The sequence below is a fragment of the Bradyrhizobium manausense genome (genome assembly GCF_001440035.1).
Taxonomy (GTDB): Bacteria; Pseudomonadota; Alphaproteobacteria; order Rhizobiales; family Xanthobacteraceae; genus Bradyrhizobium; species Bradyrhizobium manausense.
The window spans coordinates 80,651-85,289 of record NZ_LJYG01000083.1 but is presented as its reverse complement, the minus strand read 5'-3'; the positions used below and the strand labels follow the sequence as shown (position 1 = coordinate 85,289).

The following is a 4,639-nucleotide window of genomic DNA, read 5'->3' as shown; positions in this document are numbered from 1 at the left end:
GTCGCAGCGCCGGCGCTAATCGAAACCGTCTTGACGCCGCTGGCGAGATCGACCGCGGTCAATAGGTCGCTGACGTTTGCAGCTGGCGTACCCGAGGTGCCGAGATAGACGGTCGAGTTGCCATTGCCGTCCGTGACGATGTTGCCGCTGACGCCGGAACCGGTCGGAACGCCGGAGGTTGCCGGAGCCGAGCCCGCACGGAAGGTGATGGTCTTGCCGTTGACCGTCAGCGTGTCGCCGTCAGCTGGCTGGGCGTTGCCGACCAGGCCGGTCGCCGAGGTGCCGCTGGACGCGATCAGGGTGATGGCGCCGGTCAGAGCCGTGGAGCCGTCACCGGCCGTTGCCGCCGTTCCCTGCAGAACGCCGATGGTGGCGCCGAGGGTGGTGGTGCCGCTGGCAGCGGTGGTGCCGCCGGCCGCGCCGTCATAAATGACGTTGCTGCTTGCGGTCGCGCTGGCGAAGGAGGTCGTGCCACGCAAATCGGCCGCCGTTGCACCGGAGATCGTGGTGGAGACGTTCGACTTGGTGGAATAACCCACGGTGGTCTGGAGCGCCTGGTTGGCGATCGACTTGGCGCTGTCGACGAGCTTCTGGAGCGAGGTGATGCCGGTGTTGGCGGCCTGGAGCACCTGCACGCCATTGCCGATGTTGTCGAGGAGATTGTTGATGTCGCTGGCGCGGTTGTCGAGCGACTGTGCCGTGAAGAAGTTGGTGGGATTGTCCAGGGCCGAGTTGACGCTCTTGCCCGTCGACAGACGGTTTTGCGTGGTGGCGAGAAGATCGGCGGTGGACTGGAGGGAGAGCAGGTTCTGGCGAACCGAGGACGAGAGAACGATACCGGACATTGGGTGTTACCTTTCTGGTAAACGACGCTACTGTTACGCGTCCTGGGATCTTGGTTGACCCAGCGACCGGCGGACGGTGGCGCCGAGAATCTAACGAAGCATGAAATGAAACCCGCGCTTTCGCTCCGTTGGCGTGATTCGGCTCACCCAGGCAGCGGCGCCGCCGCAACGTCGAGCAAATTTGGCGTTGATATAACTGGGTTTTTCCGTGGCAAGGGCCGGGATTCAGAACTCGTTAACTAATGTTGAGGGAGTATTGCACCCTGATCCGCCACAACACGCGCTTCGGTTACGAAAGCGTTGATGGAGAAGAGACAATGGCCCTCAAGGTCGAGCTCAGGCCGCACGAACGCATCATTGTCGGTAATTGCGTAATCACCAACACCGACCAGCGCGCCCGCCTTCTGATCGACGGCGAGAACGTGCCGATCCTGCGCGAGCGTGACATCCTCACGCCCGAGACCGCGGATACGCCCGCCAAGCTCGTCTATCTGGCGGTCCAGCTGATGTACATCTCGCCGGATCCGCAGAGCCAGCACGGCACCTACTTCAACCTGGTGCGTGACATCATCACCGCGGTGCCGAGCGCCTGGCCGATCATCGAAAGCATCAACAACAACATCATGAGCGGCGATCTGTACCGGGCCCTGAAGGATGCCCGCAAGCTGATCGCTTATGAAGACAAGCTGCGCGAGCAGTTCGAGGCGACCCATCCCAAGACCGACGCGAGCAAGGGCGACGTCAGCACGGCCGCCTGACGGCTGCGGCGTCCGCCGCAACGACAACGGCCCCGGATCATCTCCGGGGCCGTTGTCGTTTCATACAAACGATCCCTACCGTGCTGCGAGCGGAGGCGCCTCGACCTCGATCAATCCGCCGGTCCGCTGCATACCGAACCTGATCACGGCCGCCACCAGCGCATCGATATCGCTCTCGGCGGTACGATGATTGACGATCGCGGCGCGGATCGCGAACTTGCCGTGCAAAATCGTGCTCGACGGCGCAGCGATGCCGGATTCCTGGACATCGGCGACGATCTCGCGATTGACCGCATCTGCGGCGCGGTAGCGGAAGCAGACGATATTGAGATTGACGGGCGCCAGCAGCTCGAGCCGAGGCTCGGCGAGAACCCGCGTCTCCAGATATCTTGCGAGCGCACAGCTTCGCGCGATCACCTCGCCAAGTCGGTCAGTGCCGAACGTCTTCAGCGTGAACCACGTCTTCAGCGCACGGAAGCCGCGCGACAGATCGGGGCCGAGATCGCAAGGCCAGACAGTGCCGGCCGCGAGCCCCCTCGCCTCGCGGCTCAGATAGGCCGCCGGCTGCGCAAACGCCTGCCTGTGACGTTCGCCGTCGCGCACCAGCAGGAAGCCGGCGTCGTAAGGCACCTGCCCCCATTTGTGAAAGTCGAGTGCGATCGAATCCGCAAGCGCGATGCCATCAAGCAACGGCGCGAGTTCCGGCGACAGGATCGCGAGCGCACCGAAGGCGCCGTCGACGTGAAACCAGATGCCTTCCTCGCGACACAGCTCCGCGATCGCCCTGAGATCGTCGATCGCACCGATGTCGACAGTGCCGGCCGACGCCGTGACCAGGAACGGCTTGAAACCGACTTCGCGATCAACAGCAATCCGTGCGCGCATAGCAGCGACATCGATCCGATGATCGGCATCGACTTCGATCTTGCGCAGCGCATCGGTGCCGAAGCCGGCAATGTCCATGGCGCGAGAGATGCAGCCATGCGCGGCCTTCGACGCGTAGGCCGTGAGCAGCGCACCGTCGCTGCCGATGCCGTGCTGCCGTGCCAGCGTGCCGAGCGCATTCGTGCGCGCCACCAGCACCGCCATCAGATTGGCCACCGACGTGCCGGTGACGAAGATGCCGCTCGCACCTTGCGGAAAGCCAAACAGGCCGCGCATCCACTCGACGATCTGGCGCTCGACCTCGATCGGCATGTGATCGCGCCCGGCGAGATTGGCGTTGAGGCCAGCTGCAAGCATCTCCGCGACCATGCCAACGGCGGTGCCGCCGCCGTGCACCCAGCCCATGAAGCCGGGATGAACGTTGCCCGTCGCGTAAGGGGCGACGTGCTCGGAGAACTCGCGATAGACGTCAGCGAGATCGGTTGCCTCGCGCGGCACGTCGGTTCGAATAGCCGCACGGACCTCGTTGGGGATCGGCTGCCAGACTGGCCGCGCGCGGACATTGGCAATGCCGTCGATCGCCTCGTCCAGCATACGATGGGCGAGGTCGCGAAACGCGCTCCAGTCCTGCGGATCCAGCGACCCGTTCGTGGCGCCGGCCTTCGGATTGCGGATGATCTCGTTCATGCTGCGCTTCCCACGCCCGCCGTTGCGGTCCCCTCGGCATGCCGCGACAGCATCGCTGTGAATGCGGCAAAGATCTTGCGCATCTGCGGCGGCTTGTATGGAAACACGACAGGCGAATCCATGTTGTGCACGACGGCGGTGTTGTCGGCTTCGAACACCAACAGCTCGCCTTTCTGGTTCTCGGCGCAATCGACGATGAAGTAATCGAGCCCGACGCGCCGGCTCATTTCGTCAAGCGCGGATCTGTGGCGCGCCGCGAAAGCGCGATCGAAGTCCTGCATGAAGATGGCCTCTTCAGCCCGCTTCTCTTCGCTAAACGCCATGTAGGCGTTGAGATACCAGATGTCCCAGCGATCGGCGATCGCCATGTGGCAAGCATAGGGCTTACCGTCGACCACGGTGAGCCGGATTTTTCGATAGAGCCCGTCGGGGCTCGCGTAGTTGACAAAACGCGCCACGAAGAAGTCCTGCTCCTGTCGCTCGGCGAGATAGGCCGCGAGCGCGGCGGCATCGTCGAGCTTGGCAAGTCCAACGCCGGCATGCGTACCGCGCGGCCGCGCAATCATCGGAAAGTGCAACTCGCCCGTGATCTCCGAGCAGGCAATCCGGCCTTCCGCCAGAGCGGTCAATTGTGCACGGGTCGCGTGGGCGGTCACGGGAATGTCGAGACCGGGAATACCGGCGAGCAGCCGGAATAATTTGTCGCGATCGAGATTGCCGATCAGCTCGGGGCGATTGAGCAACGGCCGCGGCCAGTCCGGCGCAGCCTTTGCGATCAGCGCAAGCGCTTCGCGGCATTCCTCGGAATCGGATGCGACCACGATGGCAACGTCGTGCTCGGGCAGCGTTTCCGGCAGGCCTTTGTCCTTGGTCACATAAAGCGTCAGGAGCTCGATGTCGGAACCTTCGAGCAGGAATTCGATCGGCGTGTTGCCGCCCATGTCGATGTCCGCTGCCAGAGCAAGCACGCGCAGGCCCGGCTTCGGCGCAGCGGTAGGAGTACGAAACAGCTGGTGGAACGAGAGCACCTCGGACTGGATGACGAGCCCGGCTTCCTTTTCCCCCATCAGCTGGGCGATCAGGGACAGATCCAGGCCCTCGCCAGCCTGCGCCGTCCCTTCGGCAATTCGCGCCAGCAGATGCTCGCGCAGCGGGTGCAGGTCGACACCCTCGAAGGCCTGGCGCGTCAAATGCGCAAAGCCGATACGGTCGGCATAGTCGGGCGCGGCAAGCGGATGCAACATTTCACACCTATACGGGCTACGCCGGCACAGCGGCGGTACGGTCAAGCAGCAGCTCGATCTTCACCAGGACGTGGGCGATGCGATCGAGAGTGTGCTGCACATTGCGTTGCGCTTGCGCGCTGTCGGCGGACCAGGCCGCGGTGACGTCTCGCGCGCCGACACAGAGCCGCAACGCAGCCTTCGGCGCACCGTCCGGCTGCTCCAGCCGCACCGGCTGGCC

The 4,639-nt window shown here is 64.0% G+C and carries 4 protein-coding genes and 1 pseudogene; 1 reads left to right on the top strand and 4 read right to left on the bottom strand.

Annotated elements, in window-relative coordinates:
- Window positions 1-845 (bottom strand): DUF1522 domain-containing protein (locus AOQ71_RS18920; protein WP_157083571.1); only part of this gene is annotated, 845 nt, incomplete at its 3' end.
- Between the two features lie 317 nt (window positions 846-1,162).
- On the opposite strand from AOQ71_RS18920, the gene flbT reads away from it, so the two are divergent.
- Window positions 1,163-1,603, top strand: coding sequence for a flagellar biosynthesis repressor FlbT (gene flbT / locus AOQ71_RS18915; protein ID WP_057749174.1), 441 nt, complete (start codon window positions 1,163-1,165; stop codon window positions 1,601-1,603).
- A 75-nt stretch (window positions 1,604-1,678) separates the two neighbouring features.
- Here the strand turns inward: flbT and AOQ71_RS18910 are convergent, their stop codons facing one another.
- The 3 genes and pseudogenes from AOQ71_RS18910 to AOQ71_RS48115 all read right to left on the bottom strand — a co-directional run.
- Window positions 1,679-3,175: a pyridoxal phosphate-dependent decarboxylase family protein gene (locus AOQ71_RS18910; protein ID WP_057749140.1), complete on the bottom strand. Its 1,497-nt coding sequence runs from the start codon at window positions 3,173-3,175 to the stop codon at window positions 1,679-1,681.
- Window positions 3,172-4,419 carry an ATP-grasp domain-containing protein gene (locus AOQ71_RS18905; protein WP_057749136.1) on the bottom strand — a complete coding sequence of 416 codons (1,248 nt, stop codon included), beginning with the start codon at window positions 4,417-4,419 and terminating at the stop codon, window positions 3,172-3,174. The genes AOQ71_RS18910 and AOQ71_RS18905 overlap by 4 nt, the downstream gene beginning before the upstream one ends.
- Window positions 4,420-4,435: 16 nt before the next feature.
- A pseudogene (locus tag AOQ71_RS48115) lies at window positions 4,436-4,639 on the bottom strand (hypothetical protein); the annotation flags it as partial.